The sequence below is a fragment of the Microbacterium wangchenii genome, from assembly GCF_004564355.1.
In the GTDB taxonomy this organism is placed as follows: Bacteria; Actinomycetota; Actinomycetes; order Actinomycetales; family Microbacteriaceae; genus Microbacterium; species Microbacterium wangchenii.
Genome location: NZ_CP038266.1, coordinates 877,135 through 903,020, shown reverse-complemented (window position 1 = coordinate 903,020; position 25,886 = coordinate 877,135). Strand labels below are relative to the sequence as shown.

At 72.5% G+C, this 25,886-nt stretch carries 21 protein-coding genes; 9 read left to right on the top strand and 12 right to left on the bottom strand.

Features of this window, described 5'->3' with window-relative positions:
• The first annotated feature begins 17 nt into the window (after nucleotides 1–17).
• Genes E4K62_RS04240 through E4K62_RS04225 form a run of 4 tightly spaced genes read left to right on the top strand, consistent with a single transcriptional unit; the run spans nucleotide 18 to nucleotide 4,449 of the window.
• Entirely contained in the window at nucleotides 18–1,523 is a 1,506-nt protein-coding gene (locus tag E4K62_RS04240) for a beta-N-acetylhexosaminidase (RefSeq protein ID WP_135063945.1), read from the top strand.
• Complete coding sequence (gene nagA / locus E4K62_RS04235) at nucleotides 1,520–2,665, top strand: N-acetylglucosamine-6-phosphate deacetylase (RefSeq protein ID WP_135063942.1); 1,146 nt, start codon at nucleotides 1,520–1,522, stop codon at nucleotides 2,663–2,665. The genes E4K62_RS04240 and nagA overlap by 4 nt, the downstream gene beginning before the upstream one ends.
• 36 nt (nucleotides 2,666–2,701) lie before the next feature.
• Nucleotides 2,702–3,088: a YrdB family protein gene (locus tag E4K62_RS04230; RefSeq protein WP_135063939.1), complete on the top strand. Its 387-nt coding sequence runs from the start codon at nucleotides 2,702–2,704 to the stop codon at nucleotides 3,086–3,088.
• The gene (locus tag E4K62_RS04225) at nucleotides 3,085–4,449 is read left to right on the top strand and encodes an FAD-binding oxidoreductase (protein WP_240742813.1); all 1,365 of its coding nucleotides are present in this window, start codon (nucleotides 3,085–3,087) and stop codon (nucleotides 4,447–4,449) included. Before E4K62_RS04230 ends, E4K62_RS04225 begins: the two co-directional genes overlap by 4 nt.
• 19 nt (nucleotides 4,450–4,468) lie before the next feature.
• Here the strand turns inward: E4K62_RS04225 and nagB are convergent, their stop codons facing one another.
• Genes nagB through E4K62_RS04195 form a run of 6 tightly spaced genes read right to left on the bottom strand, consistent with a single transcriptional unit; the run spans nucleotide 4,469 to nucleotide 10,494 of the window.
• The gene (nagB, locus tag E4K62_RS04220) at nucleotides 4,469–5,248 is read right to left on the bottom strand and encodes a glucosamine-6-phosphate deaminase (protein ID WP_135063933.1); all 780 of its coding nucleotides are present in this window, start codon (nucleotides 5,246–5,248) and stop codon (nucleotides 4,469–4,471) included.
• The gene (locus E4K62_RS04215; protein WP_240742812.1) at nucleotides 5,241–6,194 is read right to left on the bottom strand and encodes an ROK family protein; all 954 of its coding nucleotides are present in this window, start codon (nucleotides 6,192–6,194) and stop codon (nucleotides 5,241–5,243) included. Before E4K62_RS04215 ends, nagB begins: the two co-directional genes overlap by 8 nt.
• Entirely contained in the window at nucleotides 6,194–7,045 is an 852-nt protein-coding gene (locus tag E4K62_RS04210) for a carbohydrate ABC transporter permease (RefSeq protein ID WP_240742811.1), read from the bottom strand. Before E4K62_RS04210 ends, E4K62_RS04215 begins: the two co-directional genes overlap by 1 nt.
• Nucleotides 7,042–8,031, bottom strand: a complete 990-nt coding sequence (locus E4K62_RS04205; protein WP_135063930.1) for a carbohydrate ABC transporter permease — start codon at nucleotides 8,029–8,031, stop codon at nucleotides 7,042–7,044. Before E4K62_RS04205 ends, E4K62_RS04210 begins: the two co-directional genes overlap by 4 nt.
• Nucleotides 8,032–8,056: 25 nt before the next feature.
• Nucleotides 8,057–9,292, bottom strand: a complete 1,236-nt coding sequence (locus E4K62_RS04200; RefSeq protein WP_135063927.1) for an extracellular solute-binding protein — start codon at nucleotides 9,290–9,292, stop codon at nucleotides 8,057–8,059.
• Between the two features lie 50 nt (nucleotides 9,293–9,342).
• Nucleotides 9,343–10,494 carry an ROK family transcriptional regulator gene (locus E4K62_RS04195; protein ID WP_135063924.1) on the bottom strand — a complete coding sequence of 384 codons (1,152 nt, stop codon included), beginning with the start codon at nucleotides 10,492–10,494 and terminating at the stop codon, nucleotides 9,343–9,345.
• Nucleotides 10,495–10,639: 145 nt separating this feature from the next.
• Here E4K62_RS04195 and E4K62_RS04190 point away from each other — a divergent pair, with 145 nt between their 5' ends.
• The 3 genes from E4K62_RS04190 (at nucleotide 10,640) to E4K62_RS04180 (ending at nucleotide 13,628) form a co-directional block, all read left to right on the top strand.
• Nucleotides 10,640–11,110 carry a hypothetical protein gene (locus tag E4K62_RS04190; RefSeq protein WP_135063921.1) on the top strand — a complete coding sequence of 157 codons (471 nt, stop codon included), beginning with the start codon at nucleotides 10,640–10,642 and terminating at the stop codon, nucleotides 11,108–11,110.
• Nucleotides 11,111–11,182: 72 nt separating this feature from the next.
• Nucleotides 11,183–12,631, top strand: a complete 1,449-nt coding sequence (locus E4K62_RS04185; RefSeq protein WP_135063918.1) for a L,D-transpeptidase family protein — start codon at nucleotides 11,183–11,185, stop codon at nucleotides 12,629–12,631.
• A gap of 28 nt (nucleotides 12,632–12,659) precedes the next feature.
• Nucleotides 12,660–13,628, top strand: a complete 969-nt coding sequence (locus E4K62_RS04180; protein ID WP_135063915.1) for an acetylxylan esterase — start codon at nucleotides 12,660–12,662, stop codon at nucleotides 13,626–13,628.
• A 50-nt stretch (nucleotides 13,629–13,678) separates the two neighbouring features.
• Here the strand turns inward: E4K62_RS04180 and E4K62_RS04175 are convergent, their stop codons facing one another.
• Nucleotides 13,679–15,898, bottom strand: a complete 2,220-nt coding sequence (locus tag E4K62_RS04175) for an NADP-dependent isocitrate dehydrogenase (protein WP_135063912.1) — start codon at nucleotides 15,896–15,898, stop codon at nucleotides 13,679–13,681.
• Between the two features lie 138 nt (nucleotides 15,899–16,036).
• Between E4K62_RS04175 and E4K62_RS04170 the strand changes: the two genes are divergently transcribed.
• Nucleotides 16,037–16,489: a GNAT family N-acetyltransferase gene (locus E4K62_RS04170; RefSeq protein ID WP_135063909.1), complete on the top strand. Its 453-nt coding sequence runs from the start codon at nucleotides 16,037–16,039 to the stop codon at nucleotides 16,487–16,489.
• A gap of 214 nt (nucleotides 16,490–16,703) precedes the next feature.
• Nucleotides 16,704–17,555 carry an endonuclease domain-containing protein gene (locus E4K62_RS04165; protein WP_135063906.1) on the top strand — a complete coding sequence of 284 codons (852 nt, stop codon included), beginning with the start codon at nucleotides 16,704–16,706 and terminating at the stop codon, nucleotides 17,553–17,555.
• Between the two features lie 121 nt (nucleotides 17,556–17,676).
• Here E4K62_RS04165 and E4K62_RS04160 read toward each other — a convergent pair whose 3' ends face one another.
• The 5 genes from E4K62_RS04160 to E4K62_RS04140 form a co-directional block, all read right to left on the bottom strand.
• The gene (locus tag E4K62_RS04160; RefSeq protein WP_135063903.1) at nucleotides 17,677–19,494 is read right to left on the bottom strand and encodes an ABC transporter ATP-binding protein; all 1,818 of its coding nucleotides are present in this window, start codon (nucleotides 19,492–19,494) and stop codon (nucleotides 17,677–17,679) included.
• Nucleotides 19,491–21,332: an ABC transporter ATP-binding protein gene (locus E4K62_RS04155; RefSeq protein ID WP_135063900.1), complete on the bottom strand. Its 1,842-nt coding sequence runs from the start codon at nucleotides 21,330–21,332 to the stop codon at nucleotides 19,491–19,493. Before E4K62_RS04155 ends, E4K62_RS04160 begins: the two co-directional genes overlap by 4 nt.
• 316 nt (nucleotides 21,333–21,648) lie before the next feature.
• On the bottom strand, nucleotides 21,649–22,149 hold the full coding sequence (locus E4K62_RS04150) for a methylated-DNA--[protein]-cysteine S-methyltransferase (RefSeq protein WP_135063897.1): 501 nt from the start codon (nucleotides 22,147–22,149) through the stop codon (nucleotides 21,649–21,651).
• Entirely contained in the window at nucleotides 22,146–23,735 is a 1,590-nt protein-coding gene (locus E4K62_RS04145; protein WP_135063894.1) for a DNA-3-methyladenine glycosylase 2 family protein, read from the bottom strand. Before E4K62_RS04145 ends, E4K62_RS04150 begins: the two co-directional genes overlap by 4 nt.
• A 72-nt stretch (nucleotides 23,736–23,807) precedes the next feature.
• Complete coding sequence (locus E4K62_RS04140) at nucleotides 23,808–25,871, bottom strand: hypothetical protein (RefSeq protein WP_135063891.1); 2,064 nt, start codon at nucleotides 25,869–25,871, stop codon at nucleotides 23,808–23,810.
• Between the last annotated feature and the right edge of the window lie 15 nt (nucleotides 25,872–25,886).

Here is a 25,886-nt window from a genome sequence, read left to right as displayed (position 1 = left end):
GGCCGCGAAGGAGCATCGTGCCGACACCGACCGTGGTGCCGTTCCCCGCCGCCCTGCGCACGCGCGAGGGCGCCCCGTTCCCCCTCGCCGGCGCGACCGTCGCGGGGGATGCGGATGCGGCCGCCGAACTGTCCCGCCTCGTGCGGGCTCGCACGGGCATCGAGCCGGCCCGCGCGGCATCCGGCAGCATCCGCCTGCGCGTCGCCGCGGATGGGCCGGACGACCCGGCTGCGCCGGAGTCCTACGTCCTCACCGTCGAGGAGGCGTCGGTCACCGTCACGGGTGCGGATGCGGCGGGGCTGTTCTACGGCGTGCAGACCCTCGCCCAGCTGCTCCGTCAGCAGGAGGGCGCGTGGGTGCTCCCGCCGGTGGAGATCGAGGATGCCCCGCGGTTCGCCTACCGGGGCGTGATGCTGGATGTCGCACGCCACTTCTTCGGCGTCCAGGCGGTCATGTCGTTCATCGACCGCGCGGCCTCGCTCAAGTGCAACCACCTGCACCTGCACCTCACCGACGACCAGGGCTGGCGCCTGCAGCTGCGCTCCCGCCCCGAGCTGACCGCCCGCGCGGCGGGCACGGCGGTGGGCGGGGACGACGGCGGCTTCTACACGCAGGAGGACTACGCGCGGATCCTCGCGCACGCGGCATCCCGGCACGTCACGATCGTGCCCGAGATCGACATCCCCGGTCACACGCACGCGGTGGGCCTGGCCTACCCCGACATCGCCGCCGACCCCGTTCTCACCGACGAGGTGCGCGCCGACGCAGAGGCGGCCGGCGCGGCGGTGCCCGTCGCCGGGCAGCCCTACACCGGCATCGCGGTGGGATTCTCGTCCCTGCGGATCGGCGACGCACGCACCGACGCCTTTCTCGCCGACGTGTTCGGCGAGCTCGCAGCCCTCACTCCGGGCCCATACCTGCACCTCGGCGGCGACGAGGCACTGGGGACCGACCGCGCCGACTACGCCGCGGTCATCGCGCGCACGGTCGGCATCATCGCCGCCGCCGGCAAGACCGCGATCGCGTGGCACGAGGCCGCCGCCGTCGAGCCGCTGCCGGCCGGGCTCGTCGCGCAGTACTGGGGCTTCGTCACCCCGAGCCCCTCGACGACGGCCGCCCGGGCGTCGTCGGTGATCCTCTCCCCCTCGGATGCCGCATACCTCGACATGAAGCCCGATGCCGACTTCCCGCTCGGCCTGATGTGGGCGGACGGCCCCACGAGCGTTCAGCGCGCCTACGAGTGGGAGCCGGCGGGACTCCTGCCGGGGGTGGAGCCCGGCGACATCCTCGGGGTCGAGGCGCCGCTGTGGACCGAGACGGTGCGGACGCCGGCCGACATCGATGCACTCGTGTTCCCGCGCCTGGCCGCCGTCGCCGAGATCGGCTGGTCCCCCGCCCCGTCGGCGAGCGCCGCACGCACGTGGGAGTCGTTCCGCGCGCGTGTGGGCGGCCTGGGGCCGCTGTGGTCGGCGCTGGGGATCGCCTTCACCGCCTCGCCCGAGATCCCGTGGCAGAGCGAATGAGCACGATCGTCCATTCCGCGTCGCTCATCGACGGCGGCACGCGCACGGATGCGGCGTGGGTGCGCTTCGCCGACGGCCGCGTCGCCGAGCACGGCACGGGAAGCACGTGGCGCCACGCCCCCGCCGACACCGTCGTGGATGCGGCGGAGCTCGCCGGCCCGGGAGCGATCCTCTCCCCCGGGTTCGTCGACATCCACGGGCACGGTGGCGGTGGGTTCGCCTTCGACGACGGGGCCGACGCCATCCGCGCCGCCCGCGCGCTGCACCGCCGCCACGGCACGACGAGCGCCGTCGTGTCGCTCGTGACCGCTCCCATGGAGGACCTCGTCCGGCGCACGCGCCTGATCGCCGAGCTCACCCGCGCCGATGGCGACATCCTCGGCTCCCACCTGGAGGGCCCGTTCCTCGACCCCGGCCACCGCGGTGCGCACGACCCGGCCGCCCTGGCCTCCCCCGTCGTCGTCGACGCCCTGCTGGCGGCGGGCGAGGGCACCGTGCGCCAGATCACGATCGCCCCCGAGCTGCCCGGCGCCTTCGACGCCATCCGCGAGCTGACGGCGGCCGGCGCGGTCGCCGCGATCGGGCACACCGGCGCGGATGCGGCGCTGACGGCTGCTGCGTTCGACGCCGGCGCCCGCATCCTGACGCACGTGTTCAACGCGATGCCGGGTCTGCACCACCGCGCGCCCGGACCCGCCGGCGCCGCCCTGACGGATGAGCGTGTGACCGTCGAGCTCATCGCCGACGGGGTGCACGTGCACCCCGAGCTCGTCCGGATCGCGTTCGCGGCGGCGCCGGGGCGGATCGCCCTGGTCAGCGACGCGATGGCCGCCACGGGGGTGGGCGATGGCCGGTACACCCTCGGCGGGCTCGACGTCGAGGTCTCCGGCGGCGTCGCGCGCCTGGCCGACGGTGGCGCGATCGCGGGGTCGACCCTCACGCAGGACCAGGCGGTGCGCACGGCGGTGGCAGCCGGAGTGGGACTGGCCGACGCGCTGCGCGCGGTCACGGCCACGCCGGCCCAGGCCATCGGCGCGCCCGAGGTGGGACACCTGCGCCCGGGTGCCCGCGCCGACGCCGTGCTCCTGGACGCCGACCTGACCGTGCGCGCGGTGTGGGCCGCCGGGGCACCCGTCCCCTGAGCGTTCGCGCGGCAGGCCCGCCGTAGAATGAGGGCCATGACCGACACCCCGTACGTGCGTCCCGAAGCCCCGGCAGAACCGGGCACGCGGCCCGCCGTCTCGGTCGTGGAGGTCATCTCCGTCCTGTGCGGCCTGGTCGCCTTCGGAACCCTCGCCCTGTGGGGCTTCACCGCCTGGGCCTTCCCCTGGAACCTCGTGTTCGGCATCGGCGCACCCGTGGTCGCGATCCTGATCTGGGCGCTGTTCGTCTCCCCGCGCGCCGTGCTGGCGGTGCATCCCTTCATCCGCGCCGTGGTCGAACTGCTCGTGTACCTGTCGGCCACGATCGCATGGTGGAGCATGGGGCAGCCGTGGATCGGGCTCGGCTACGGCGTCGTCGCCGTGGCGTTCGGGCTGGTCATCGGACGCCGGCGCCTGTCGTGAGCTCCGACGTCGTCGCGCGGCTCGTCGCCGAGCTGGGCGACCGCGTCGACACGACGCCCGACGCGCTGCACGCCGCCCGCGCCGACAAGTCCGGGCACGCCGCCGCCGGCCTGCCGCTGGCCGTCGTGCACGCCGGATCGGTCGCCGACGTGCAGGCGGTTCTGCGGATCGCCTCCGCGACCGGGACGCCGGTGGTCCCCCGCGGCGCGGGGACGGGACTGGCCGGCGCCGCCAACACCGGTGAGGGCGAGATCTCCCTGTCGCTGCGCGGAATGGACCGCATCCTCGAGGTGCGCCGTGACGACCTGCTCGCCGTCGTCGAACCGGGGATCATCAACGCCGATCTGAACGCGGTCCTCGCCGAACAGGGCCTGTGGTGGGCGCCCGACCCCGCCAGCCGCGACATCTCCACCGTCGGCGGCAACATCGCCACGGGCGCCGGCGGGCTGCTGTGCGCCAAGTACGGCGTCGTGCGCGACGCGGTCCTCGGCGTCGACCTCGTGCTCGCCGACGGACGGCTCCTGCGCCTCGGCCACCGCAGCGTGAAGGGCGTCACGGGTCTCGACCTCACGTCCCTCGTGATCGGATCGGAGGGCGTGCTGGGCGTCGTGGTCGCCGCGACGCTGAAGCTGCGGCGGCTCATCCCCGGCGAGGTGCGCACGCTGTCTGCGACCTTCCCCGATGTGCGCACGGCCGCCGTCGCCTCCGCCGCCGTGACCGCCTCGGGTGTGCAGCCGGCGATCATGGAACTCATGGATGCGACGAGCCTCGCCCGCACCCACGCCTACCTGGGGCTGCCCGCCCCCGCCCCCGGCGCCGCGCAGCTGCTCGTGCAGACCGACGGTCCGGCCGCGACGGCCGAGGCCGACGCGATCGCGGCGACGCTCGTGGCAGCCGGCGGCGTCGTCGTGGTCGCCGCCGACGAGGCGCAGGCCGCTCACCTCCTCTCCATCCGCCGCTCGATGCATCCGGCGTGGGAGACGGCGGGCACGACGCTCATCGAAGACGTCTCGGTGCCCCGCAGCGCGCTGCCGGCGATGTTCGACGTGATCGCCGATCTGGAGCGCCGCTACGGCATCGCGATCCCCACCGTGGCCCATGCCGGCGACGGCAACCTGCACCCCAACTTCGTCGTCCCCGGTCCCGAGGTGCCCGAGGAGATCTGGCAGGCGGCGGGCGAGCTGTTCCAGGCCGCCCTCGCCCTGGGCGGCACCCTCACCGGCGAGCACGGCGTCGGCGTGCTCAAACGGCGGTGGCTCGCCGACGAGCTGGGCGGGGATCAGTGGGAGCTGCAGCGGCAGATCGCCCGCGTGTTCGATCCGGCCGGCATCCTCAACCCCGGCAAGGTCTTCGCCCCCTGACCGACGCGCCGCCGGAGCGTCAGAGGCCCTGCCAGGCCGGCTTGTGCGCGTAGGTCTCGCGGTAGTAGTCGGCGAAGCGGAGCCCCGCGGCGGCCTCCTCGTCGATCACGACGGTGACGCGGGGGTGCAGCTGGATCGCGGAGCCGGGCAGCGACGCGGTCACGGGGCCCTCGACGGCTCCGGCGACCGCCTCGGCCTTGCCCGACCCGAAGGCGAGCAGCACGAGGTGGCGCGCATCCAGGATCGTCCCGAGTCCCTGCGTGATGCAGTGCCGCGGCACCTCGTCGACGTCGTCGAAGAAGCGCGCGTTGTCCTCCCGGGTCTGGCGGGTGAGGGTCTTCACGCGCGTGCGGGAGGCGAACGACGACCCCGGCTCGTTGAACCCGATGTGGCCGTCGGTGCCGATGCCCAGCAGCTGGAGGTCGATTCCGCCGGCGGCGGCGATGGCCTGCTCGTACTTCTCCCCCGCCTCCGCGATCCCCTCCACCGATCCATCGGGGACGTGCACGCGCCGCGGGTCCAGGCCCAGCGGCTCGACGACCTCGCGCCGGATCACCGAGCGGTAGCTCTCCGGATGCTGCGGATCCAGGCCGACGTACTCATCGAGGGCGAACGCCTGCATGCGGGAGAGGTCGACGCCGTCCAGGCGCTCGCGCAGCGCCTCGTACACCGGCAGCGGGGTCGAGCCGGTGGCGACTCCCAGCACGGTGTCGGGGCGCTCGCGCACGAGCCGCGCCACCTCGTCGGCCACGAGGGCCCCGGCGGTCCGGCGATCGGGGACGATCACGACTTCAGCCACGACTGAGTACCTCCACTTCTGTGCCGACCAGCGCGGCACCCACCGCGGCCGCCGGCGATCCGGCCGGCAGCACCCTCAGGCGCTCGGCCACCCCCACCGACCGCAGGAACTCCGACCCCGCAGCGCTGTCGTGCAGCGCCGCGGCGACGTCGTCGGTCAGGCGCGGGCCGAGTGCGGTGAGTCCGCCGCCCAGAACGACCGTATCGGCATCCGTGGTCAGCACGAGAATCCGCACCGCCGCCGCGATCCCGGCGACCACGTCGCGGCGCAGCGCGCGAGCGCGTTCGTCACCGGCCTCCGCCGCGTCGAACACCGCCCGCACGGGATGCGCCGCGGCCGTGCCCCACCGTGCGGCCACGGATGCTCCACCGGCGAGCGCTTCGATGCATCCGCGCTGACCGCACGCGCAGGGCGGCCCCGCGGGGTCGACCGAGACGTGGCCCACCTCGCCGGCGGCCCCGCGGGAGCCCCGCCACACCGCCCCGTCCACGATGAGGGCGGCGGCGATGCCCGTGCCGACGTTGAGGTAGGCGAGCGTCTCCCTTCCCCCGTGCAGGTGCCACGCCCCCGCCGCGGCCGCCTTGACGTCGTTCTCCACGCGTACCGGCACGCCGAGCGAGCCGCCGACGCGTGCGGCCAGGTCGAGCCGGTCGATGCCGAGGTTCACCGCGTGCACGACGCGTGCGCCGTCGGCATCCACCTGCCCCGGCACGCCGATGCCGATCGAGGCGACAGTGCGACCGGCCATGCGGGGATCCGCCGTCAGCTCGGCGACGGTGGCGAGGATGCCGCGGACGGTCGCCTCGGCGCCCCATCCGCTCGCGTGCCGCACGCGCGCGAGCACCGAGTCGTCGGCGGCGAGCGCGACGGCGTCGGTCTTGGTCCCGCCCACGTCGAGGCCGATGCGGATGCGGGAAGCCGCCTCCGCCGGTGCGTGTGCCGGCATCAGCCCTTGACCGCCCCGGAGACCAGGCCGCTGGTCATGCGGTGCTGCACGAGAAGGAAGAACACCACCACCGGCACCGCGACGAGCGTGGACCCGGCCATGAGCTCGGCCCAGTTGATGCCGCCGTTGGGGTCGAGGAAGGTGCGCAGCCACACCGGCAGCGTCATCGCGTCGGGACGGGGATTGAGCACGAGGGCGAAGACGAACTCGTTCCAGGCCTGGATGAAGCCGAACACGCCCGTCGCGACGAGCCCCGGCGCCAGGAGCGGGAAGGTCACGCGCCAGAACGCCTGCGCGCGGCTGAGGCCGTCGACCATGCCCGCCTCCTCCAGCTCCACCGGGATCCCCTGCACGAATCCGCGCAGCGTCCAGATCGTGAAGGGGAGCACCGTGGCCACGTACACCGCGGTCAGGCCGATGACGGAGTTGAGCAGGTGCCATCCGTCCACCAGCCGGAAGATCGAGATGATCATCGCCTCGGCCGGGATCATCTGCACGATGAGGATCGCCACGAGGAAGGCCGCGCGGGATCGGAAGCGGAACCGCGAGACGGCGAGGGCTGCCAGGAAGGCGACCACGAGCGCCACGAGCACCGTGAGGAGGGTGACGGCGAGCGAGTTGCCCAGCGCCGGCAGGAACGGCGCGCGGTCGGCACGGAAGATGACGCCGAGGTAGTTCTCCAGCGTCGCGTTCTCCGGCCAGAACCGCAGCTCGCTGCCGCGCACCTGCCCATTGGGCTGCAGTGAGGTGTTGACCATCCAGTACACCGGGAACGCCGAGGCCACGAACACCGCGATCGCCGCGATCCCGGCCGCGATCGAGCCCGCGCGCCGGCGGAGGCGGGGGGTCACAGCGTCTCCTCCTTCACGGTGCGGCGCACGTAGAACGCCGACAGGGCCACCAGCAGCAGCACGACGAGCACCGAGATGGCCCCGCCGACGCCGAAGTCCCCCGACCCCAGGGACACGCGGTAGATGTACACCCCGAGCGTGTTGGTCTGATCGGCGATGCCGCCGATGGACTGCAGCGAATAGATCTGCGTGAACACGCGCAGATCCCAGATCACCTGCAGGATCGTCACGATCGTCAGGAGCGGCCGCAGATACGGCATCACCACGAGCAGGAACCGCTGCGTCGATCCCGCACCATCCAGCTGCGCCGCCTCCATCACCTCGTCGGGCACCTGCGTGAGGCCGGCGTAGACGGTGAACGCGACGAAGGGCACCGCGCCCCACACGATGATGACCGTCGCGACGAGGAAGAAGCTCTCCGGCGCGAGCAGCCACGAGTGCCCCTCGAACGGCAGGCCCAACCAGCGGCTGAGGATGTGATTGAGCACGCCGTACTGCGTGTCGAAGATCCAGCCCCACACGATCGTGGCCGACAGCGGCGGCATCGCCCAGGCCAGCAGGAGGCCGACGGACACGAGCGTGCGCAGCGCCGTCCCGAGGCGCCGCATGAGCAGTGCGACGAGCACGCCCAGGACCATCGTCAGCACGACGCACACCGCCGCGAACGCCAGCGAGCGCGACAGCACGCGCCAGAACTCCGGATCCGTCAGCACCGCGACGTAGTTGCCGGCACCGATGAACTCTGCCGGCGCGCCGAAGACCTGCGCGCGCCCGAACTCCTGGAACGACATGATCACCAGTTGCAGGAGCGGCCACGCCGACAGCGCCGCCAGGACGATGAGCGCCGGCGTCAGCAGCGCGTACGGGGTCCATCCCCCGCGCCTCCCGCGCCGCCGGGCGGGAGAGGCGCGGGGCGTGGGGGCGACCAGCCGCTCCCCGTCCACGCCGCTGACGGCGGGGGCGGGGGCGGTGTGCACACGTGGCATGGCGAGTCCGATGTCGGGTGCGGGGTCAGCCGTTGAGGATGTCTTCGATCTTGGTGTCGACCGCTTCCGCCAGCGCGGGGAGGTCTCCGCCCTGGGCGACCTGGACGAAGAAGTCCTCCAGCACGCGGGAGGCTTCCACCTCGGCCCAGTTCGGCGACGCGGGGGTGAGCTTGGCATTGGCGGCGGCGGCCGTGAAGGCCTGGGCCTCCGGGCTGTCGCCCAGCGTCGCGGCGAGGGACTGCTTGGCCGGGATGAGGCCGTTCTCGCCGTAGATAGTCTGGAACTCGTCGCTCAGGATGATCTGCAGGGCGCTCTTGGCCAGGTCGGGGTTGGCCGAGTTGGCCGAGATGCCGATGTTGGATCCGCCGGCGAACGCCTGCGCGACGTCGCCGTCCGCGCCGGGCAGGGCGTACACGAGCGGAGCGGCGGGCGGGTCGTCGGTCTCGCACTCGCTGGCCAGGCCGAGTGCCCAGTTGGGCGCGGAGAACTGGATCGCCGCCCCCTCGCAGTACGGGGTCCACGGTTCGGCGTTGTCGCCGTCCTTCGGCGCCGTCGAGGCGGTGGTCATGAGCTGCTGCACCTGCGTGAGCCCGGCGAGGGATTCCGGTGAGGAGAACTGCGCATCCCACTCCTCGCCGTCCGGCACGGCGATCTCGCCGCCGTGCTCCCAGATGAACGGCAGTGCGTTGTACCAGTCCTGTCCGGCGAAGTACACGCCCGACATGCCCGGGTTGGCCGCGGCGAGCTCCATCCCTTGGGCGACGTACTCGTCCAGTGTCGCGGGCGGCTCGGACACGAACGCCGGGTCGGCGAAGACGACGCGCGCCCCCGAGTACAGCGGCGCAGCGTAGAACGCCCCGTCGAACGACCCGGCCTCGACGAAGCCGGGCAGCAGGTCGTCCCCGCCGAGGTCTTCGTAGATGTCGGAGATGTCCAGCAGCGCACCCACCGACGTGAAGGCAGGCGCCTGCGTGTTGCCGAACTCCACGATGTCGGGGCTGTCGGAGCTGGACAGACTCGTCGTCAGCTTGTCCACGAGGCCGTCCCACGTCTGCTCCTCGATGACGAGGGTGCTGCCTGGGTTCTCCTCTTCGAAGGTCTCCACGAGATGGTCCCTGGCCGCCTGCGGGGTGTCGGTTCCGACGAGCCACACGCGGATCTCGGCGCCGTCGCCGCCGCCGCCTCCTCCTCCGCCGGCGCAGCCGGCGAGCGCGAGCGCCGACGCGCCGGCGAGAGCGAGGGACGCGAGCTTTCTGTTCATGATGCCTTCCTTCGTCGTTGATGGTGCACGGTGGGAGTGGTCGGGTGAGTTCAGGAGACGCCGAGGCGCGCGGAGAGGACCATGACGGCTGCCCCGCGCAGGACGATGTCGTCGCCGTGCGCGGTCATCCGCACCCGCACACCGTCGTGGAACTGCGCGAGCGTGCGCCCGCGGAGGGTCGATGCGGCCGATTCGGCGAGGGGACCGGCGAGGAGCTCGACCGGCCCCGAGAGCACGATCTCCGACAGGTCGAGTGCTCCCACGACCGGCGCGAGTGCGATGCCCAGGCGCTCGCCGGCGTCACGCAGGACGCCCTCGCGCGCGGAGCCCTGCGCCGACTCCAGCCGCGCCGACAGGGCGGGCACCGACAGCCACGCCTCGAGGCATCCGAGCTTCCCGCACACGCAGCGGGGCCCGCCGTCGGTGCCGACCGTGACGTGGCCGATCTCCCCCGCGGCGAAGCGTCCGCCGCGCAGGGGCCTGCCGCCGGCGAGGAGGCCCGAGCCCACGCCGCGCCCCACCTTCACCAGCAGCACGTCGTCGTGCGCGCCGCCGAAGGTGTATTCGGCCAGCACCGCGGCATTGGCGTCGTTGGCCACCAGAACGGGAAGACCCAGCGCGCCCGTCAGGCGCTGCTGCAGGTCCATCCGCTCCCAGCCGAAATTGGGAGCGGTCAGCACGACGCCGGCGTCGTCGACGACGCCGGGCGAGCCCACCCCCACCCCGAGGACGGGCGCGTGGGAGTCGGCGATCAGTTCCCGCGCAAGGCCGGTGACGACCTCCACGACATCCGCGTCCGCACCGGGGACGGGCACCTCGCGCCGCGCGACGATCTCCCCGCCGAGGGTGAGGACGGCGCCGAGGATCGCGGTGCTGCCGGAGAGGTCGATGCCGACGATGCGGTGGCCGGCGCGGTCCACGTCGACGAGCATGCCCGGTTTGCCGGGACGGGCGCTTTCGCGCATGCCGATCTCGGTGACGTAGCCCTCGGCCATCAGCGCGGCCACGAGGTCGGAGATCGTCACGCGCGTGAGCCCGGTCTCCCGCGCCAGGTCGGCGCGGGACATCGCCCCATCGGAGAAGAGCGTCTGCAGCACGAGCGACCGGTTGTGCGCGCGGGCCTGCTCGGGCAGCACCTTCGCCCGGGGACGCAGGGCGCGCCCCGCTCCGAACGGACGGACGGCGGCACCCGGGATGGTCATGTTTGTTAGTAGACCTTACGAACTAACCCTGGCGCAAGGACTTTCGTCACGCGCGAGCGCGGATTTACCCAGTCGTTATCACCAACGCCGGCCGCCCGCCCGCCGTCACGCCTAGGGTGGTGCACTCCTGGACCGAGGAGACCCCATGCGCCGTCGCCCTGCCCTCCGCGCGCTCCCCCTCGCGGTGGCGATCGCCCTGACCGCGGCGCTCGCCGGATGCACGGCGCCGGCCGCCGACGACTCCCCCGCGGCATCCACGCCCGCCGCCGACGCCGCCGGCAACGAAGGTCAGTCGACGTCCGACGCGTGCGCCATCGTCCAGGAGTCCATCGACGGCGCCACCGCCACGTTCGCCTCCGCCGACCCGTCCGACCCGGCATCCGTCGTCACCGCACTGGAGTCCGCCTCCGCCGAGCTCGGGACGATCTCCGCACAGGTCACGAACGACGACGTCGCAGCACTCCTCCCGCCCCTGCGGGACATGTTCGCGCAGGCGGCGGAGGCGATGGCCGCCATGGCGGAGGGCGACGTCTCCCGCGCGGGCGATATCTCCGCGCTGAGCGCTCGGTTCCAGGAGTCGGCCGCCGCATACCAGGAACTGTGCGAAACGGGATGACCGTGACCGGAATGTTGCGTCCCCGAACGGGCCGCTCCCTTACCATGGAATGACGAGAAGGGGTGCCACGACATGACGGATCTCGCCACGAGACCCGACGCCGACGAAGAGCGCGCGCACGACGCCGCCTCCTCGACCGGCGACGGTGACGCTTCCGAGTACCAGTGGGCCCCGGCCGAACCGGCTGCGCCCAAGAAGCGTGCGCTCCTGTGGATCGGCCTCCCGGCCGGTGCCACCGCCGTCGCGCTCGTGGCCGCATCCCTCGTCCTCATCGCCCCCGGCACGACCGTGGCCGGCGTGAACGTGGGCGGCTTCACCGCCGGCGCCGCCGCCGACGCCATCTCCGAACGCCTGGCCGAGACGACCCTCGTGCTGGAGGGTCCCGCGGGGGAGTTCCAGGTCACCGGCGCCGACCTGGGGGCGACTGTGGACGCCACCGCCGCCGCGGAGGCCGCCTTCTCCGAGCACCCCCTGTGGAATCCGACCACGTGGTTCCCTGCCGGCATCGACGTGCCCGTGACGCTGGACGAGTCCCGCGCGACCGAGGCGCTGCGCGCCGTCGCCGGCGACCTCTACGTCGACCCCGTGGATGCTGCGGTGTCGTTCGATCCGGCGTCGGCGAGCTACGTCGTGACCGAGGCGCAGACCGGCGAAGGCATCGACCTGACCGCCGTCCAGGAGGGTCTGCAGGGAGCATTCGACTCCGGCGCCACCACGACTTCGCTCGAGGCCGCCATCGCCCCCGTGGAAGCGGCCGCCACCACGGAGGAGGCCACCGCGATCGCGACGAGCCTCAACGACATGCTCGATGTCGTCGGCTTCTACGTCGGCGAGGAACGCACGGTCCCGGTCGACCGCGCGGTCGCCGCGTCGTGGCTGAGCGTCACCGCCGAAGACGGCGCCTTCGCCATCGCCGCCGACCCTGCCGCGATCCAGCCCGTCGTCGACGCGCTGCCGGCCGCCGTCAACCGCGAGCCGGTCAACGCGACCGTCATCACCGACACCGCCGGCGAGGTCCTGCGCGAGCAGACCGCCGGCGTGACCGGCCGTGCCCTGGGAAGCACCGACGGGATCGCCGAGCAGTTCGCCGGCATGCTCAACGAGGGCCAGGCCGTCTTCCCCCTCACCGTCACCGAGACCGAATTCGCCACGACGGCGCTCGTCCGCCGCATCGACGTGAACCTCAGCGCGCAGCGCACGACCCTCTTCGAGAACGACCAGGTCGTGCAGTCGTGGTCGATGTCGTCGGGCCTGCCCGGCTCCCCCACGCTTCCCGGCAGCTTCCGCATCGGCTGGAAGACGCCGATGCAGGACATGGGTTGCTTCCCCGGCGCCCCCTACTGCACCGAGAACGTGCCGTGGGTGTCGTACTTCAACGGCGATCAGGCCTTCCACGGTGCGTACTGGCACAACAACTTCGGCAACGTGATGAGCCACGGCTGCGTGAATCTCCCGGTCAGCGCCGCGAAGTTCATCTACGACTGGGCCCCTCAGGGCACGCAGGTCTCGGTTCACTACTGACCCGCTTGCAGCGCGCTATCGTGGCGGGATGCCGCGATTCGACCTGCCGCTGAGCGAACTGGAGCAGTACCGGCCGGAGGTCGCCGAGCCCGACGACTTCGACGCCTTCTGGGGCCGGACGCTCGCCGAATCCCGGGCCGCCGGGGGCGAGGTCATCGTGGTCCGCGCGGCCACGATGCTGCGCACGGCGGACGTATGGGACGTGACGTTCCCCGGCTTCGCGGGCGACCCCGTCAAGGCGTGGTACCTGCGCCCCGCCGGCCGGGCCGAGCCGCTTCCGGTGGTCGTGGAGTTCCTCGGCTACGGCGGCGGCCGCGGGCTGCCCGTCGACCGCCTCGCGTGGTCGGCCGCCGGCTACGGCCACCTCGTCATGGACACGCGCGGCCAGGGGTCAGGCTGGGGCAGCGGCGGGGACACGGCCGATCCGCACGGCGCGGGCCCCGCCACCCCCGGATACCTCACCCGGGGCATCGACGACCCCATCGACCACTACTACCGCCGCGTCTTCACCGACGCGGTGCGCGCGGTCGACGCCGCCCGTCTCCTGCCCGGTGCCGATCCCGACCGCATCGCCGTGACCGGCGGCAGTCAGGGCGGCGGCATCGCGCTGGCCGCGGCAGGGCTGTGCACGGGTCTCGTGGGGGTCATGCCGGATGTCCCGTTCCTGTGCCACTTCGAGCGGGCCGTGGGGCTCACCGATCGCGACCCGTACCACGAGGTCGTGCGGTACCTGGCGGTGCACCGGGGGGCGGAAGCGACCGTGTTCCGCACCCTGTCCTACCTCGACGGGGTGAACTTCGCCCGGCGCGCCGACGCGCCCGCACTCTTCTCCACGGCCCTGCTGGATCAGACGTGCCCGCCCTCGACGGTCTTCGCGGCGTACAACGCCTACACCGGACCCCGCGAGATCGACGTGTTCCCGCACAACGACCACGAGGGCGGTCAGGCGTACCAGCTCACCCGCCAGGTGGCGTGGCTGGCCGAGCGCCTCTCCTGACGAACGCGAAGAGCGGATGCCCCGGGGCATCCGCTCTTCGTCGTACCGGCTCAGGCGATCGCGTCGACGATCTCGTTGAGAGTCGCGGACGGGCGCATGACCGAGACGACCTTGTCGGCGTCGGGGTGGTAGTAGCCGCCGATGTCGACCGGCGAGCCCTGCACGGCGAGGAGCTCGTCGACGATCTTCTGCTCGTTCGCGGCGAGGGACTCCGCCACCGGGCCGAAGACGGCCGCGAGGTCGGCGTCCGCCGTCTGGCGGGCCAGCTCCTGCGCCCAGTACAGGGCGAGGTAGAAGTGGCTGCCGCGGTTGTCGATCGTGCCCAGCGCACGCCCGGGCGACTTGTCGTTCTCCAGGAACGTGCCCGTCGCCGCATCCAGCGTGTCGGCCAGGACCTGCGCCTTGGCATTGCCGGTGGTGGTGGCCAGGTGCTCCAGTGACGCGGCGAGGGCGAAGAACTCCCCCAGCGAGTCCCACCGCAGGTAGTCCTCGGCCACGAGCTGCTGCACGTGCTTCGGCGCGGAGCCACCCGCCCCCGTCTCGAAAAGCCCGCCGCCGGCCAGCAGCGGAACGATGGAGAGCATCTTGGCGCTCGTGCCGACCTCGAGGATCGGGAACAGATCCGTGAGGTAGTCGCGCAGCACGTTGCCGGTCACCGAGATGGTGTCCTCGCCGCGGCGCATGCGCTCCAGCGAATAGCGGGTGGCCTCCACCGGCGGAAGGATCTCGATCGTGAGGCCCTCGGTGTCGTGCTCGGCGAGGGTCGCCGTGACCTTCTCGATGAGCTGCGCGTCGTGCGCGCGGGAGGCGTCGAGCCAGAACACCGCGGGCGAACCCGTGGCCCGCGCGCGGGACACGGCGAGCTTGACCCAGTCGCGCACCGGCACGTCCTTGGTCTGCGTCGCACGCCAGATGTCGCCCGGCTCCACCGCGTGCTCGATGAGCACGTTCCCGGCGGAGTCGCGCACCTGGACCACGCCGGGGGCGGAGATCTCGAACGTCTTGTCGTGGCTGCCGTACTCCTCCGCCGCCTGCGCCATGAGGCCGACGTTGGGGACGGTGCCGATGGTCGCGGGGTCCAGCGGGCCGTGCGCGTTCACGTCGTCGATGACCGCCTGGTACACGCCCGCGTAGGACGAGTCCGGGATGACCGCGAGGGTGTCGTCCTCGCCGCCGTCGGCGCCCCACAGTTTGCCGCCGTTGCGGATGAGGGCCGGCATCGAGGCGTCGACGATGACATCGGAGGGGACGTGCAGGTTCGTGATGCCCTTGTCGGAGTTGACGTAGGACAGCCGCGGACCGCGCTCGATGTCGGCGATGATCGCCGCGGCGATCTCGTCGCCGCCCTCGACCGACGACAGACCCGACAGGATCGCGCCGAGGCCGTCGTTCGCCGTGAGGCCGGCCGCCGCGATGGCGTCTCCGTAGCGGTCGAACACGTCGGAGAAGAACGCCCGGACGACGTGACCGAAGATGATCGGGTCGCTGACCTTCATCATCGTGGCCTTCAGGTGCACCGAGTACAGGACGTCGTCGGCCTTGGCCTGCTCGAGCGTGTCGGCGAGGAACGCATCCAGCGCCTTCGCGGACAGGAACGTGGCATCCACGATCTCGCCGGGAAGCACCTTCAGGTTCTCCTTCAGGACCGTGACGGTGCCGTCGGCGGCGACGTGCTGGATGCTGAGGACGTCGTCGCCGGCGATCACGACCGACTTCTCGTTGGAACGGAAGTCGTCGTGCCCGAGCGTGGCGACGCGGGTCTTCGAGCCTTCGGGGAACGCCTTGTTGCGGTGCGGGTGCTTGCGGGCGTAGTTCTTCACCGACAGCGGCGCGCGGCGGTCGCTGTTGCCCTCGCGCAGCACCGGGTTCACCGCGGAGCCCTTGATGCGGTCGTACCGCGCGCGGATGTCCTTGTCCTCGGCCGAGGCCGGCTCATCCGGGTAGTCGGGGATGTCGTAGCCCTGCGCCTGCAGTTCGGCGATCGCGGCCTTCAGCTGGGGGATCGAGGCGGAGATGTTGGGCAGCTTGATGATGTTCGCCTCGGGCAGGGTGGCCAGGCCGCCCAGTTCGGCGAGGGCGTCACCGACCTGCTGCTCGGGCGCGAGGCGCTGCGGGAAGGCGGCGAGGATGCGGCCGGCGAGGGAGATGTCGCGCGTTTCCACGTCGACTCCCGCCTGCCGCGTCACGGCCTGCACGATGGGCAGGAACGAAGCGGTCGCCAGGGCCGGAGCCTCGTCGGTGTGGGTGTAGATGATGGTGGAGTCGGGCACGTGTCGTCTCTCCAATGGGGCGTCGCGGGGTTGCGCTCAGCCTATCGCACGACGGCAAGATATCTTGACGTCGAGATACTTCTGCCGCGCGGAGTAACGCGCTTTCCTCCGCGCGCGCTTCCCGGCTAGCCTGTGCCTATGGCCGCCCTCCGCCTCGAAGAACTGTCCGCCGCGACGATCGTCGCCGTGAACACCCTGTCGCTCAAGCCGGGGCAGGAACAGTTCCTCGCACCGCTGAGCTACGGCATCGCCGCGACCGTGGTGAATCCGCAGACCTCGTGGCAGCGCGTCATCCTCGACGGCGATGAGGTCGTGGGCTTCGTCAGCGCGAACTTCGACCCGGATGCCCCGCAGGAGCACTTCCGCTCCGTGCTGTGGCGCATCAACGTCGACGCCGACGACCAGGGCCGGGGCATCGGCCGCTTCGCGGTGGAGAGCCTGCTCGCCGAGGCCCGCAACCGCGGTATGGACCATGTCGACGTCATCTACGAGCCCGGCGAGGCCGGCCCGGAGGCGTTCTTCCGCGCCGTGGGCTTCACCCCCACGGGCGAAACGGAGTACGGCGAGGTCATCGCCGAGATCCGCCTCTAACCCCCCGCCCGGCCTCCCTCCGCCCCGTCCGCGCCACCGCGGTCGGAGAATCGCGCCGAGGTCGGAGCATCCGGCGTGCATCGCCCGACCTTGGTGCGATTCTCCGACGCTCGCGCGGCATCATGTCTCCTCCCCAAGGTGCGCCGGGACGCGCTCATCCCCAGGATGCCGCCGGATGCGGCGGACCGGACGTCGTTGCGGCGACGATGGGGCCATGCAGGATCTGGCGGCGTGGCTGCGCGGGCAGGGCGGCATCGCGCACCGCGAGACGGCGCTGGATGCGGGATTCTCCCCCGCCCGGCTGCGCGCCGCGGTGGGCCCGCACACCGGCATCACCCGCGTGCGACGCGTGTGGCTCGCCCTGCCCGAGGCGCCGCCGGCTGAGCTGACGGCGGCTCGGATGGGTGGACGGATCGCGTGCGTCTCGGTCGCCCGGCGCCGGGGCTGGTGGCTGACCGACGACGCGGCCGGAAGGATGCACCTGGCCCTGCGTCCCCACGCCAGGTCCGACGGCCTCAGCGGATTCGACGGCGTGGTGCACTGGGCGGCGCCCATCGCACCGGTGTCGGCCTACGCCCTGGAGGAGTCGGTGGAGGACGCCCTCGCCCACGTGGCATCCTGCCTTCCCCGTGCTGATGCCCTGGCCGTGTGGGAATCGGCGGTGCGGATCGAGAAGCTGCACGTGGAGGCCCTCGCCCGCGTGCGCTGGAGCACGCGGGATGCGGCGTGGTGCGCGAGCCGCGTCACGGGCCTGTCGGACTCCGGGCTGGAGACCTTCTTCACGTACCGGCTGAGCCCGTGGGGCGTCCTGTTCCGCCAGCAGGTGGTCCTCGCGGGGCGTCCGGTCGATGTCCTCATCGGCGAGCGGCTCGTGGTGCAGGTGGACGGGCATCGCTTCCACTCCAGCTCGGCCGACCGCACGCGCGACGTCGCGCATGATGCCGAGCTGCGCCTGCGCGGCTACACCGTGCTGCGCTTCACGTACGCCCAGATCATGCACGACTGGCCCGCGGTGGCGCGCACGGTCGCCCGCGCCATCGCCGCCGGCGCCCACCTGGCCGCCTGATCGCCCGCCGCCGCGTCGGAGGATCGCACGAAGGTCGGAGGATGCCGGGCGCATCGTCCGACCGAGGTGCGATCCTCCGACCTTCGTGCGGCGCAAACCGCACGTGACGCGGGGGCGTGGGTCAGACGAGAGACTCGCGCCACGCGGCGTGCAGCTGCGCGAAGCGACCGGTGCCCGCGATGAGCGTGTCGGGCTCGTCGTCCTCGATGATGCGACCGTGCTCCATCACGAGCACGCGGTCGGCGATCGCGACCGTCGACAGACGGTGGGCGATGATGATCGCGGTGCGGTCGGACAGCAGCGTCTGCAGGGCGTCCTGGATGAGGCGCTCGCTCGGGATGTCCAGCGACGCAGTCGCCTCGTCGAGGATCAGCACGGCCGGGTCGGCGAGGAACGCCCGCGCGAACGAGATCAGCTGCCGCTGCCCCGCCGACACGCGCCCACCGCGCTTGTTGACGTCGGTGCCGTACCCGTCGGGCAGCGCCTCGATGAACTCGTGCGCGCCGACTGCGCGGGCCGCGGCCTTGATCTCCTCCAGCGTCGCGTCGGGCTTGCCGAGGGCGATGTTGTCGGCGACCGTGCCGCTGAACAGGTACGCCTCCTGGGTGACCATCACGATCGCGCGGCGCAGGTCCTTCGGATGCAGCGCCCGCAGGTCCACGCCATCCAGCGTCACGCGTCCCGACGTGGGGTCGTAGAAGCGCGCGACGAGCTTGGCGAGCGTCGACTTGCCCGCGCCCGTCGTGCCGACGAGCGCGATCGTCTGCCCGGCCGGGATGTCGAGGGAGAAGTCGGGCAGGATGACGCGGTCGCCGGAGTAACCGAACACGACGTCTTCGAACCGGACGTGTCCGCGCGCCTTCCACAGGTCGATCGGCGACGTCGGGTCGGGCACGGTCGGCTGCTCCTCGAGCACGCCGGAGACCTTCTCCAGCGCCGCGGTGGCCGACTGGTAGGAGTTCAGGAAGAACGCCACCTCCTGCATGGGCGCGAAGAAGTTGCGCACGTACAGCACGGCCGACAGCAGGAATCCGAGCGCCAGCGCGCCGTCGAGCACACGCAGCCCGCCCCACAGCACGACGACGCCGAGGGTCACCGATGCGACGGCCATCAGGCCGGGCTCGAACGTGCCGAACAGGCGGATCGAGCGCATGTTGATGTCGCGGTAGTCGCTCGCGAGCGCACCGAACTCCTCGTCGTTGCGCGGTTCCTTGCGGAACGCCTTGACGGCGCGGATGCCGGTCATCGTCTCGACGAACTTCACGATCACCTTCGCGCTGATCACGCGCGACTCGCGGTAGACCACCTGCGAGCGCAGGTAGAACCACCGCATGAGCAGGAACAGCGGTACGCCCATGACCAGGAGGATGACGCCGGACTGCCAGTCCAGCAGCAGCAGCGCGATGAGGGTGAACCCGCCGTACAGCAGCCCGGAGACCAGCTCGTTCAGCCCACCGTCGAGCAGTTCGCGGATCGTGTCGAGGTCGCTGGTCTGACGCGAGATGATGCGCCCCGACGTGTACGACTCGTGGAACTCCAGGCTCAGCCGCTGCGTGTGCAGGAAGATGCGCTTGCGCAGGTCGAACATGATCGCCTGCGTGAGGCGCGCGGCCACGACGGCGTACCAGCCGATGAGCGCCGCCCCCGCGATGCCGGTGACCAGGTAGACGGCGACGACGAGGATCGCCGGCATCCAGTCCATGCGGTCCACCACGGCGGGCAGAGCCGTGGTGATGCCGTAGCCGACGAGGGCGGGCCCCGCCACGCGCAGCGCGGTGGAGACGATCAGCACGACGCCGGCGAGCACGAGCTGCCACTTCAGCGGCGACACCAGGGAGCCGAGCAGCCGCAGCGAGCGGCGGCGGATGGCGCGGCTCTCCTCGCGCGTGTAGTCGGAGCGGTCTTCGCCGCTCGTGCCGGTGACGGTCGTCGCGCTCATCGGGCCACCTCCTCCTGGGTCTGGATGCGTCCGGTCTCGGCCTTGCGGAGGGCCTCCACCTCGAGGCTCGAGATGACGTGGCGGTAGTGCTCGCTCTCGCGCAGCAGGTCCGAGTGCGTGCCGACCGCGGTGATGCGGCCGCCCTGGAGCAGCGCGACGCGGTCGGCGAGCATGACGGTCGAGGGACGGTGCGCCACGATGAGCGCCGTGGTGTCGGCCAGCACGCGCCGCAGCGCCTCCTCGACGAGGGCCTCGGTGTCCACATCCAGCGCCGACAGCGGATCGTCCAGCACGAGCACGGCGGGCCGCGCGGCGACGGCACGGGCCAGCGCCAGCCGCTGACGCTGCCCGCCGGACAGGCTCAGCCCCTCCTCGCCGATGACGGTGTCCAGGCCCTCCGGCAGATCGTGGACGAAGCCGGCCTGAGCGACCTCGAGCGCCTCGCGCAGCACCGCCTCGGCCTCGGGAGAGCCGGGTACGAGCTCCTCGCGCCCGAGGAGCACGTTGTCGCGCACGGAGGCGGAGAAGAGCGTGGCGTCTTCGAACGCCATGCCCACGTGCCGCCGCAGCTCCCGCAGCTCCAGGTCGCGCACGTCCACGCCGTCGAGGGTCACGCGCCCGCCGGTGACGTCGTAGAGCCGCCCAGGAAGGGTCGTGAGGGTGGTCTTGCCCGAGCCGGTGAGGCCCACGAGCGCCATGGTCTCCCCCGGCCGCAGCACGAGGTCGATGCCGTCGAGGAGGTCGCGACTGGCGGCCGGCGCATCCTGGTACCGGAAGTGCGCGTCCTCGAACGCGAGCTCGCCTCGGACCTCGGCGATCGTGCGGGGCTCCGCCGGATCGGTGATGGTGTTGCGCTCGTCGAACACCTCGAAGATACGGTCGGTGGCGGTGCGCGCATCGACGAGGAACGAGAACAGGAACCCGATGGACTCCACCGGCCACCGCAGGATCGTCGCCATCGCGAAGAACGCGATGAGCTGGGCCACTTCGAGCTGGCCGAGCTGGACGAGCACGATGCCCGCGCCCAGGCACACCGCGAAGGCAATGTCGGGCAGGAGTACGAGCCAGAACCAGATCCAGCCGACGGCGCGGGCCTTGGCCAGCTCGGTCTCACGGAGGGTCTCGGCCTGGCGGGCGAACTTGTGCAGGGCATGCCGGCCGCGGCCGAACGCCTTCAGGACGCGGATGCCGTGGACGCTCTCCTCGACGGAGGTCGCGAGGTCACCGGCCTGGTCCTGGCTCTGGCGCGACAGCATCCCGTAGCGCTTCTCGAAGAGGTAGCCGGCGATCCACAGCGGCAGCGCGCACACGACGAAGATGGCGCCGAGCACCCAGTGCCACGTGAACAGGATGGCCGAGCCGGCGAGGATCGTGAGGAGGTTCACGATCAGCAGGATGAGGCCGAAGGCCAACCAGCGGCGGATGACGGAGATGTCCTGCATCATGCGGCTGAGCAGCTGCCCCGACTGCCAGCGATCGTGGAAGGAGACCGGGAGGCGCTGCAGACGTGAGTAGAACTCGGTGCGCAGCTCGTACTCGACCTGCGTGGCCGGTCCGAGCACGAACCAGCGGCGCGCCCACACCAGGAGCGCCTCGAGCAGTCCGAGCAGGAGGATCGCGCCGGCGCCCACGGCGATGAGGGCGGGGTCACCGGAGGTGATCGGCCCGCTCTCGCCGACGATGACCTCGAGCACGAGCGGGATGCCCAGTGCCAGGAGGCTCGCCAGGAGCGCGCTGACCGCGCCCAGCGACAGGCGCCCGAGAACCGGCGTGGCGAAGGGCAGGAGCCGCGCGAGAGAGCGGATCGTGGAGGGGGCGGGGGTGGAAGAGCGGGTCATGATCCTCGAAGGGTGGGAGCCGGACGCCGGACCGGGCGTCGAAAGGGGGCCGAGCGTGCTCGACGAGAGGCGGCCGTCAGCCGCATACAGGATGGAACGGAAAGGCGGGCGGCGTTATGCCGCGGATGCTGCGGGGAATGCCCATCCGGCGGTCAGCTCCATGCGCCCGCGGAAGCGGATGCGCAGGGCGACCGGCTGTGCAGCGGAAACGGTCGTGTCCATGGCAACCTCCTCAGGCGGGGCGAGATCGTGCCGCACCTCCGGCGCGACAGCCGCCCAGCTTAACCTGAGAATCTGCTGGGCACAACCGTTCCGCTCATGTGATCGCTTCGCGCGCGAGCAGGCTCCGCTTGACCGGGAGACCCCACGCGAACCCGCCCAGCGAGCCGTCGGTGCGCAGGACCCGGTGGCACGGCACGAACAGCGCGGGGGCGTTGCGCGCGCAGATGGATGCCGCCGCCCGCACCGCGGCGGGCTGCCCCAGCGCGGCGGCGAACCCGGTGTAGGTCAGCGGGTCCCCCGGCCGGATGCGGCGGAGGGCCGCCCAGCCGGCGTTCTGCAGGACGGTGCCGAACTGACGGACCGGCACGTCGTCGATCGCCGCGACGTCCCCGTCGTAGTAGGCGCGGACGGCGGTGGCCGCATCCGTCGTGCCCTCGACCACACGGGCGGGGCGACGGAGTCCGGGCAGCCGGGCGACGACGGCGTCGGCGTCAGGCGTCCAGCCCGAGGCGAGCACGTGACCGGACTCGTCGGCGAGCAGCGTGAAGGCCCCGTCGGGGGTCTGGAGGGTCTGGATGATGGCGGTCGTGGTCATGCGAGGACCTCCTCGGTATCGGCTCCGGCGGACGTGGGCAGCCGGGACGGTTGTTCGGAATTCAGGAGATCCGGCACCTCCGGCGCCTCCCGGAGCCGCCGGACGGCGGTTCTTCCTGAGTTCTGCGCACGAGTCGGGCGGACCGGCGCCGCGCGCCACAGGTGGGCGGTGAGGTACGTGCGCCACGGTGCGACCCGCGCCGACCACGCCGTGAGTCCGGCCGGATCGGCGGGGAGCCCCGCGGCGGCGGCGCCCGCGCGGGCGGCGACGTCGCCGGGCAGCAGCACGTCGGGGTCTGCCAGCACGCGCATGCGCACGTAGTCCGCCGTCCAGGGGCCGATGCCGGGCATCGCGAGCAGCGCCGCGCGCTGCCCGGCACGGTCGTCGCCGCTGGTGAGGACGAGATCCCCTGAGGCGAGCGCGGCGGCCGCGCCGGTGATCGCGCGGATGCGGGCCGCGGGTCCGCGCAGCACCTCGGAGCCGTGTTCGGCGATCGCCGCCATCGTCGGGAACAGCACCGAGGTGCCCTCCACATCGGCGACCCGCTCACCCAGGGCGTCGGCGAGCGCGCTCAGCGCTGTACGGGCGGCAGCCACGGTGATCTGCTGCCCGACCATGGCGCGGATGAGCATCTCGTGCGGATCGGCCGCTCCCGGAACCCGGATGCCGGGGGTCTTCGCTACGAGCGGGGCGAGCTCGGGATGCTGCGCGAGCGCGTCATCGATCGCGACCGGGTCGGCGTCGAGATCGAACAGCCGACGGGCCCGGGTCACCAGCGTCGAGAGGTCGGACAGGCGGGCCAGGCGTGCGCGCAGCCGCACACGTCCGACCTCGTCCACCCGCAGCGCGAACCAGCCCGGGCCGCCGGGAAGGCGCAGCGCGCGGGCGAAGTGCGCAGCATCCGCCGTCTCGACGCCGGGCAGGGCGCGCGCCGCCATCCACGCGAACAGCCCGTCGGCATCCAGCGGACCGCGGTGCGGGAGGACGAGATCGATCGCCCCGCCCACAGAGTCGGTCGACCGGCGGCGGGCGCGCAGCTGCAGCGGCGGCATGCCGAACACCTCCCCGACGGTCTCGTTGAACTGGCGGACGCTGGAGAACCCCGCAGAGAACGCGACGTCGGCGGCGGGCAGATCGGTGCCCACCAGCAGCATGCGCGCGGTGTGCGCGCGGTGCGCGCGACTGAGGGCGAGCGGGCCTGCGCCGAGCTCCGCCGTGAGCAGCCGCGTGAGGTGCCGCGAGGAGTATCCGAGACGCCGAGCGAGGCCCGGCACGCCTTCGCGGTCGACGACCCCCTCGGCGATGAGACGCATCGCACGAGCGGTGACGTCGCCGCGCACGTTCCACTCCGGCGAACCCGGCGCCGCCTCCGGCAGGCAGCGCCGGCAGGCGCGGAACCCGGCCTCGTGCGCGGCGGCCGACGTCGCGAAGAACGTGACATGCGCGGGCTTCGGGGTGCGCGCCGGGCAGCTCGGCCGGCAGTAGATGCCGGTCGTGCGGACGGCGGTGACGAACTGACCGTCGAAGCGGCGGTCGCGCGACTGGATGACGCGATACCGCTCGTCGAAGGTCATTCCGGTGCCCATGCCTCCATCCTGCCACTCCCCGCCCCCACCGGCTGGCGGAATTCGGACATGGCGGCGCGGCGGCTCCGCGGGTCAGCGCGTCGCGATGGCGAGTCCCCCAGGCGGGAGGACGATCGTCGTCCGGCCCTCGTAGGGGTGCGTGCGCAGGAGGGCGCCGTCGTCGTCGTAGACGCGCACGATCCCGCCCCCGTCCACGGTCGCCGGCTGCGGCAGAGCGGCGCTCGAGTGCACGAGCTCCGTGCGGCCACCGGCCCCCTCCACCACGAGTCGCGACACGACCGGGCGCACGATCATCCCGTCCAGCACCACGTCCCCCGACAGCACGTCGACACGCAGGCGGGATCGGTCGCCCAGCACCGGCGCCTGCAGCGACTGGGGCAGCAGCGCGCCGGGGGTGGGCGAGATGCCCTGCTCCGGGCCGGTGAGCCGCAGGAGTCCGCTCGGCAGCCCGCCGCCGCGCCACAGCGACGTGGTGCGCTGACCCGGGGACGACCACACGACCGGCTCGACCCAGCGGCGCGTGGCGTCGGTGCCGATGTCGAACACCGCGCGCTGACCGCGCGTGAGGGTCAGCGCGTCGCCCGACCAGCCGGACTCCCCCGTCCACGACTCCGGCGTGCTCAGCGTCCCGTTCGTCTCGGTCGTGCTCTCCGCCTCGACGAATTCCAGTCCGTCGCGCGCCGTGATCTCGGTGACGGACGTGGCCCGTTGCGCCACGTCGGGCCGCGCGTCGAGGGCGAGGGCCGTGAGCAGCCCGTGGATGGTGGATTCGGCGCCGCTGTTGCGGTTGACGTCGCCGTTGGGCTGCAGGCCGTCGAACGTCACGCCCGTCGCCGGGTCGTACATGCGCGTGCCGGCATGATTGGCTCCGAAGAACCATGCCGCCTGGATTCCGGCGAGCTCGGTGAACGCCGTCGATCCCGTCGCATCCGCCACGGCCAGCAGGGACTGCACGCGCGAGTCCGCGCCGTACGCGATCTGCACGCGGTCGGTAGGCGTGGGGTTCCAGCCGTTGTCGGGACCGCCGGCGGTCAGCAGGGTCGGGGTGAACACGGCGGCGTCGGCGATCGCCGGCGCCGCGAGCGCCGGGTCGCCGAGGGCCTCGGATGCCGCGGCCAGCGCCGCCGGCATCTGCGAGCCCCACGCGTGCCAGATCGCGGGCGACTTCGCCCACGGCAGGATCGCACGGTACGGCCACGCGCGCGTCGTGCCGGAGGCCATCGCGCCGATGCCTTCGGCCAGCTGGCGCAGGGCTGTGGCGGCGGCGGTGTCATCGGGTCGGGCCTGGACGCGCGCGGCCAGTCCGAGCACAGCCTCGGCCGAGGCATCCGCGCCGTCGACGATGAGCCACGTGGGCACGCGCATGCCGTCGGCGGTGGACCACTGCCCGTAGCGCGACAGCACATCACGCTGGAGCGCCGTGAGGGAGAGCGCGAGGCGCTCCTCCAGGAACGCCGCGAAGGCCGGATCGGCGTCGGCGAACGCGGCGTAGCCCTCCCCGAGGGCCCAGATCGTGCGCGCCAGCCAGTAGCTGGGCCCGCTGTCGGAGGGGTCGGGGAGTTCGACCGGCTCCGCGGACGGGTTCAGGGTGCCGTCCGGCTGCATCCACAGCACCACGTTGCCGGCGTTGGGACCCTCGGCGGTCTGCAGGTAGGTGAGCGAGCGCAGCAGCTCGTATGCGGTCTGGCGGCTGTCATCCGCGCCGGTCAGCCGCCAGTGGCGCAGGTAGACCACGGCGGCGCGGGCGGTGTCGTCGGCGTTGAACGCGCCCTGGCCCCACGTGCCGGTGGCGGGATCGAGCGGTCCGCCGCCGACGCGTTCGAACGTGCCGCCGTCACGCGCGTCGGCGTAGGTCCACGGCTGGATCAGCTCCGGCTCCTCCGCGAGCCGGTAGGTCGTGTGGCCGGCCACGCCGGCGGGCGGGGCGGCCGTATCGAGCAGGAAGTCGAGGTGGGCGAGGTTCGCCAGCGGCGCCGCGCCGGCCGTGGCCGCGGGGACCGAGGCTCCGGCCGTGGTCGCGGGGACCGAGGCGGCGGTGTGGGCGGCGGCCGAGGCGGGGGCTGCGACGAGCAGCGGAACGGCGAGCGTGAGGGCGCCGATCACGGCGGTCGCGCGCGCACTCCATCGTGCGGGCATGAGGGGGTGTCCTTC

What these genes read in the sequence shown, in the direction of transcription:
- nagA (WP_135063942.1), top strand. Translation starts at nt 1,520, where the DNA reads ATGAGCACGATCGTCCATTCCGCGTCGCTCATCGACGGCGGCACGCGC.
- E4K62_RS04230 (WP_135063939.1), top strand. Translation starts at nt 2,702, where the DNA reads ATGACCGACACCCCGTACGTGCGTCCCGAAGCCCCGGCAGAACCGGGC.
- E4K62_RS04215 (WP_240742812.1), bottom strand. Translation starts at nt 6,194, where the DNA reads ATGCCGGCACACGCACCGGCGGAGGCGGCTTCCCGCATCCGCATCGGC.
- E4K62_RS04205 (WP_135063930.1), bottom strand. Translation starts at nt 8,031, where the DNA reads ATGCCACGTGTGCACACCGCCCCCGCCCCCGCCGTCAGCGGCGTGGAC.
- E4K62_RS04200 (WP_135063927.1), bottom strand. Translation starts at nt 9,292, where the DNA reads ATGAACAGAAAGCTCGCGTCCCTCGCTCTCGCCGGCGCGTCGGCGCTC.
- E4K62_RS04195 (WP_135063924.1), bottom strand. Translation starts at nt 10,494, where the DNA reads ATGACCATCCCGGGTGCCGCCGTCCGTCCGTTCGGAGCGGGGCGCGCC.
- E4K62_RS04190 (WP_135063921.1), top strand. Translation starts at nt 10,640, where the DNA reads ATGCGCCGTCGCCCTGCCCTCCGCGCGCTCCCCCTCGCGGTGGCGATC.
- E4K62_RS04185 (WP_135063918.1), top strand. Translation starts at nt 11,183, where the DNA reads ATGACGGATCTCGCCACGAGACCCGACGCCGACGAAGAGCGCGCGCAC.
- E4K62_RS04180 (WP_135063915.1), top strand. Translation starts at nt 12,660, where the DNA reads ATGCCGCGATTCGACCTGCCGCTGAGCGAACTGGAGCAGTACCGGCCG.
- E4K62_RS04170 (WP_135063909.1), top strand. Translation starts at nt 16,037, where the DNA reads ATGGCCGCCCTCCGCCTCGAAGAACTGTCCGCCGCGACGATCGTCGCC.
- E4K62_RS04165 (WP_135063906.1), top strand. Translation starts at nt 16,704, where the DNA reads ATGCAGGATCTGGCGGCGTGGCTGCGCGGGCAGGGCGGCATCGCGCAC.
- E4K62_RS04160 (WP_135063903.1), bottom strand. Translation starts at nt 19,494, where the DNA reads ATGAGCGCGACGACCGTCACCGGCACGAGCGGCGAAGACCGCTCCGAC.
- E4K62_RS04155 (WP_135063900.1), bottom strand. Translation starts at nt 21,332, where the DNA reads ATGACCCGCTCTTCCACCCCCGCCCCCTCCACGATCCGCTCTCTCGCG.
- E4K62_RS04150 (WP_135063897.1), bottom strand. Translation starts at nt 22,149, where the DNA reads ATGACCACGACCGCCATCATCCAGACCCTCCAGACCCCCGACGGGGCC.
- E4K62_RS04145 (WP_135063894.1), bottom strand. Translation starts at nt 23,735, where the DNA reads ATGGGCACCGGAATGACCTTCGACGAGCGGTATCGCGTCATCCAGTCG.
- E4K62_RS04140 (WP_135063891.1), bottom strand. Translation starts at nt 25,871, where the DNA reads ATGCCCGCACGATGGAGTGCGCGCGCGACCGCCGTGATCGGCGCCCTC.